Source organism: Mycobacterium sp. (genome assembly GCF_035603715.1).
Lineage (GTDB): Bacteria > Actinomycetota > Actinomycetes > Mycobacteriales > Mycobacteriaceae > Mycobacterium.
On sequence record NZ_DATNJW010000677.1, the window covers coordinates 1 to 4,910 of the forward strand.

The following is a 4,910-nucleotide window of genomic DNA, read 5'->3' on the forward strand; positions in this document are numbered from 1 at the left end:
TCGATACTGTGCTCTATTTCCAGGTCACCGACGCGCGCGCAGCCGCCTACGAGATCGCCAACTTCCTGCAAGCCGTCGAACAGCTCACAGTCACCACACTGCGCAATGTCGTCGGGTCCATGGACTTGGAGCGCACACTCACCTCCCGCGACACCATCAACAGCCAACTCAGAGGCGTGCTGGACGAGGCCACCGGCAAGTGGGGGCTGCGGGTCAACCGGGTAGAGATCAAGGCCATCGACCCGCCGCAATCCATCAAGGACGCGATGGAGAAGCAGATGCGGGCCGAGCGCGACAAGCGTGCGGCAATCCTGGGCGCCGAAGGCCAACGCCAGTCTCAGATCCTCACCGCCGAGGGTGACAAGCAGGCCGCCGTCCTGCGGGCCGAGGGCAACCGGACCGCAGCGATCCTCAAGGCCGAGGGCCAGGCCCGCGCTATCGACGAGGTATTCCAGTCCGTCCACCGCAACGACCCCGACCCCAAACTGCTCGCCTATCAGTATCTGCAGATGCTGCCGCAGCTGGCCCAGGGCCCGGGAAACACGTTCTGGGTAATTCCCAGCGAGCTCACCTCCGCCCTGCAAGACGTGTCCCGCGCCTTCACCCAGGCGCTGCCCAAGTCATCGGCCACGCGCGAAGCCTCCTCCGACGACTTGGCAGCGCACGCTGCCGCCGACGCGGCTCAGGCAGCACAAGCCGCCGCCGATGCACTCCAAGGCGCGACCGAGGCCAACGGCCACCAGACCGCGGCATCGCGCCCGTAACGAAGGGTCGGGGCAGGATTCTTCGAACAGCGGAGCATGTGAAAAGAAAAGCTGGCCAAGTCGCCACCTATTCGATCGAGCTGGTACTCGGGCGGATCACGCGGCGGCGGTGAGCAATTCCTGCAGGGCGACCTCGAAGTCGTCGGCCAGGTCCCATACGTCGGGCACCAGTTCCCAGCATGAGTTGATCCCGACGTCAAGCTTGCCGGTCAGCGACATCACCGTGATGTTGAGGCCGGTGCCGTAGAAGATTGGTCCAAGCGGGTACATCGCCTTGACCTGGCAGCCCAAAAAGTACAACGGCACCTGCGGTCCCGGCACGTTCGAGATGACCAGGTTGTGCACCGGTCGGCGGGTTAGCACCGCACTGGCGAAGAGTCCCACCGCCGGAGCCAACAGCGCCCGCCCGGCAAACTGCGCCCAGTCCAGCAACAGCGTCGCCCCGATCGCCGCGCTGTGCTCCTTGGCCACCCCATTGGCGTGCGCAATGGCCCGCAGCCGGTCGGCCGGGTCAGCGATCTGAGTCTGCAGGCGGGAGAACAAGGCCGTCAACTGGTTGCGGCCTGGCCGGTCGGACTTTTGATGCACCGACACCGGCACCGTGGCCACCAGCGAGGTCTCGGGCAGCTGACCGCGATCGAGCAAGAACTTGCGCAGCACCCCGGCGCACAGTGCCATCACCACATCGTTGACCGTGACATTGAACCTGTTCTTGATCGTCTTGATGTCGTCGAACTCCAGGCGGGCGTAGGCGATATTGCGCCGGCGAGTGATGGAGTCGTTGAACGGGGTGTGCGGCGCCCGGAACGGCGCCGCCATGGCCCGCCCGCTGCGCCCCCGGCGAACGGTGTCGACGATCGTTGATGCCGTCATCGGCACCACAGTGACCAGCTGCAGTGGCCGGGCAACGAACTTCGCCAGGCCCCGCACCGCCATTCCCACCGAGTTGGTGTCCCCGGGTCCGTCCACCGCCTTCGGCGCCGGCGTGTCCGGTTCGGTGCCGCACAGCTGCGACAGCAGGTTCGCGCCGCCCACCCCGTCCACGCTCGCGTGATGCACCTTGGTCATCACCGCCAGCCGCCCACCCGCCCGGGCGTCGGTGCCAGCGATCCCCTCGATCACCCACATCTCCCACAGGGGCTGGCCGCGATCAAGGGGCAGGGAGGCGATGCGCCCGCAGGTCTCCGACAGCTCAGCGCGCCCGCCGGGCGCCGGCAGCCCGATGCGGTGCAGATGCCGGTCCAGATCGAAACTGTGGTCCTCCACCCACACCGGATGGTCCAGATTCAGCCGACTGTCGGCCAACCGCTGCCGAAACTCGGGGATGGACTTGATCCGCACGCCCAGCTCCTCGCGCAGCCGAGCGAAGCTGTACCCGCCGGGCACTGTCGCGGCGTCCAACTCCAAGATCGCGCAGACGTGCAGCGGCTGTGAGGGCGTTTCCAAATACAAGAAGCTGGCATCCATCCCGCTGAGCCGTTGCATACATTTCCCTTCCGCCGGTCGACCGGGGTCATGGCCGCCAGTCGAGCAGGACTGCCGGCCGGGGCGATGCGATCGAAGACGGGCCGGCGGCACCACACGATCACGGTCAGAACTCGATGGCGAAACCGTTCAGGTCCTGGCTAAAGGGCGCAGAGCTCATAAAGACGACTGTCCCGAGTCTCAGGAGTGAAAATTCGTTGAGAAATCCGCCGACACCATTGTGCGCTTATCGACGCTCGATTGAAAGGTTTCGGGTGCCGACATCCCCAATCCTCTTGACACAGCGGAAATTCCAGCGATTGACGGGCAATGCCCGGCCCAATCGTATTGACGCACTGTCAATACGAAGCGAGGTTTCAGGCGAGATTTGCGGTTAGCGCGAACGTGCGGAGCGTCTCGCGTGAAGGTCTAGACGGCCGATGAGGTTCCACTCCTTGGCTTTTCGCCGCAGCGCGAACCCGGGGTGATGTCCCAGTTGATCTCCGGCATGCCCCACTGGGAACGGTTGGGTTCCGGCGCGCAGGACGTGTCACCGGCCCCGCGAATGATCACGATGCAACTGCCCCGGTCGACTGAGATCTCCTTGACCGCGGAGTCGAGCTCGGCCGACACCTCACGATCGAGCGCGTTGTGACACTGAGGACGGTTCAACGGGATCGCCGTGGCAGGCCACCGACTCGAATACTACAAGTTATTGGAATCCTTGTTAAACATACGAAAAGTATGCGATAGTCACAGAGTGTGATATTCGGTATGGCACCTCATCCATTACTGGAGGTCCAATGTACGCCGCGACCAGGGCATCGACGCCGGGCACAATCGCCACTGAGCGGCTGCGGTCGGGCAGACTCTCAGTCGGCGAGCGTAATGCGCTGCGTGCCGCACGCGACCGATCGGACGCGGACATTGGCGACCGTGATCGCGTTGATGAACGCATCGACGAACACGCTGCCGGTCCGGCTCGTAGGCGGACGTCGGTCATGTTCGACCGGCGGGGCTCAGGGATGGTTCGGGAAATCGTGGAGGCTGACGCGAGCGTCGCTGGCCGGCTCGCCTGGCTCGCCGCTCGGGTTACCATCCGGCCAGCCCTGACAATTGGTAGCTACCTCCTCGATGTGCCCTGGCCCTGGGGCCTCGTCGACTTCGCCGCTGGGGCCGTGACGCCCGCACCCGGCACCGTTCGCGCCTCGATCCGGTTGCCGCATTGCACTGCGCGATTGGTCCGTGCCGCCGGCGTACTGCCTGCCGATGGCACCCGGCGCGTGGTGATGTACATGCACGGCGGCGCCTTCTTGACCTGCGGCGCTAATACCCATGACCGGCTCGTCACCAAGTTGTCGAACTACGCCGATAGCCCCGTGCTGGTGATGAACTACCGGATGCTGCCCAAGCATTCCATCGGTGAGGCGATCGACGATTGCTATGACGGATACCGGTGGCTGCGTAGCCAGGGTTACGGACCCGAGCAGATCGTTCTTGCCGGCGACTCCGCCGGAGGCTACCTGTCACTCGCGCTGGCCGAGAGGCTGCTCGACGAAGGCGAGGAACCAGCGGCCATCGTCTGCATGTCACCGCTGATGCAGATCACCAAGGCCCCCAAGCAGGCACACCCCAACATCGGCACCGATGCGATGTTCCCGGCCAAGGTGTTTGACGCATTCGTCGACCTGATTGCCAGCGCGGCCCAGCGTCACATCGTGGACGGGCACCCCGAGGAGATCTACGAACCGCTCGACCACATCGAGGCCGGTCTGCCCCGGACGTTGATCCATGTATCCGGTTCCGAGGTCCTGCTGCACGACGCCCGGCTCGCCGCGCAGCGGCTGGCCGCAGCGGGAGTGCCGGTCCAGCTGCGGGTGTGGCCCGGCCAAATGCACGTGTTCCAGATCGCCACGCCAATGGTGCCGGAGGCCACCCGGTCGCTGCGCCAGATCGGGGACTACATCCGCGAGGCGACCGACCGAAAAGCCAGGCCACCACGGGCTCGGGCTGTGCAGGCCTAGGCGAAACATGTGGTGAAAAAGAAAGCTGGCCAAGGCTTTTGGCCTTGACCAGCGTCTCCATTGTGGAGCTGCCGGGAATCGAACCCGGGTCCTACGGCATTCCCTCAAGACTTCTCCGTGCGCAGTTCGCTATGCCTCTACTCGGATCTCTCGGTCACGCGAACAAGCCGAGATGACGATCCCAGTCGCTGTTTGATGTCCCCACGGGCCCCGCGACCGAACCCGTAGGTTTGTCCCTCTAGCTGATGCCAGGGTCCGGGCCGAGGGCGCTCCCGGTCTGACAGACACGCAGTCGCTTAGGCAGCGAGTGCGTAGTCGCGCTGATGTGAATCGGCGCTTATATGGTTGCAACGACGCTTACGGTGGTCTCTTGCCTGCACCGGCACGCTTCCCTTGATTCGATGCGCGAAGTCGAAACCGTTCAGCCCCTCGCACCCCTGCCGATTTTCGGCAAGACAACTAATAGTACGCGCTTTTTAACAGCAGGTCAGCGACCATGCACCTCGGGTCAGATCACGAAATTGACATGCTCGATCACGCGCGAGCCCACTTCCGTGTCGCCGTCGTATTCGATACCGGTGGTGTCGTCGGTGCGACCGCCGGCCAACCGGGTGAACAGCAGGCCATCAAGCCGGATGCTGGCGGTCGGATCTGACCC

At 64.4% G+C, this 4,910-nt stretch carries 4 protein-coding genes and 1 other RNA gene; 2 read left to right on the plus strand and 3 right to left on the minus strand.

Annotated features, from left to right (window positions below):
• Positions 1-764, plus strand: a 764-nt coding sequence (locus VN856_RS27210; RefSeq protein ID WP_325695101.1) for an SPFH domain-containing protein, incomplete at its 5' end; no start/stop codon positions are given.
• A 96-nt stretch (positions 765-860) separates the two neighbouring features.
• On the opposite strand, the gene VN856_RS27215 is transcribed toward VN856_RS27210, so the two are convergent.
• Complete coding sequence (locus VN856_RS27215) at positions 861-2,249, minus strand: wax ester/triacylglycerol synthase family O-acyltransferase (RefSeq protein ID WP_325695102.1); 1,389 nt, start codon at positions 2,247-2,249, stop codon at positions 861-863.
• Positions 2,250-2,657: 408 nt separating this feature from the next.
• Positions 2,658-2,900 carry a hypothetical protein gene (locus tag VN856_RS27220; RefSeq protein ID WP_325695104.1) on the minus strand — a complete coding sequence of 81 codons (243 nt, stop codon included), beginning with the start codon at positions 2,898-2,900 and terminating at the stop codon, positions 2,658-2,660.
• A gap of 329 nt (positions 2,901-3,229) precedes the next feature.
• Here VN856_RS27220 and VN856_RS27225 point away from each other — a divergent pair, with 329 nt between their 5' ends.
• On the plus strand, positions 3,230-4,252 hold the full coding sequence (locus VN856_RS27225) for an alpha/beta hydrolase (protein ID WP_325695106.1): 1,023 nt from the start codon (positions 3,230-3,232) through the stop codon (positions 4,250-4,252).
• A 60-nt stretch (positions 4,253-4,312) separates the two neighbouring features.
• Here the strand turns inward: VN856_RS27225 and ssrA are convergent.
• Positions 4,313-4,681: a transfer-messenger RNA gene (gene ssrA, locus VN856_RS27230) on the minus strand.
• Between the last annotated feature and the right edge of the window lie 229 nt (positions 4,682-4,910).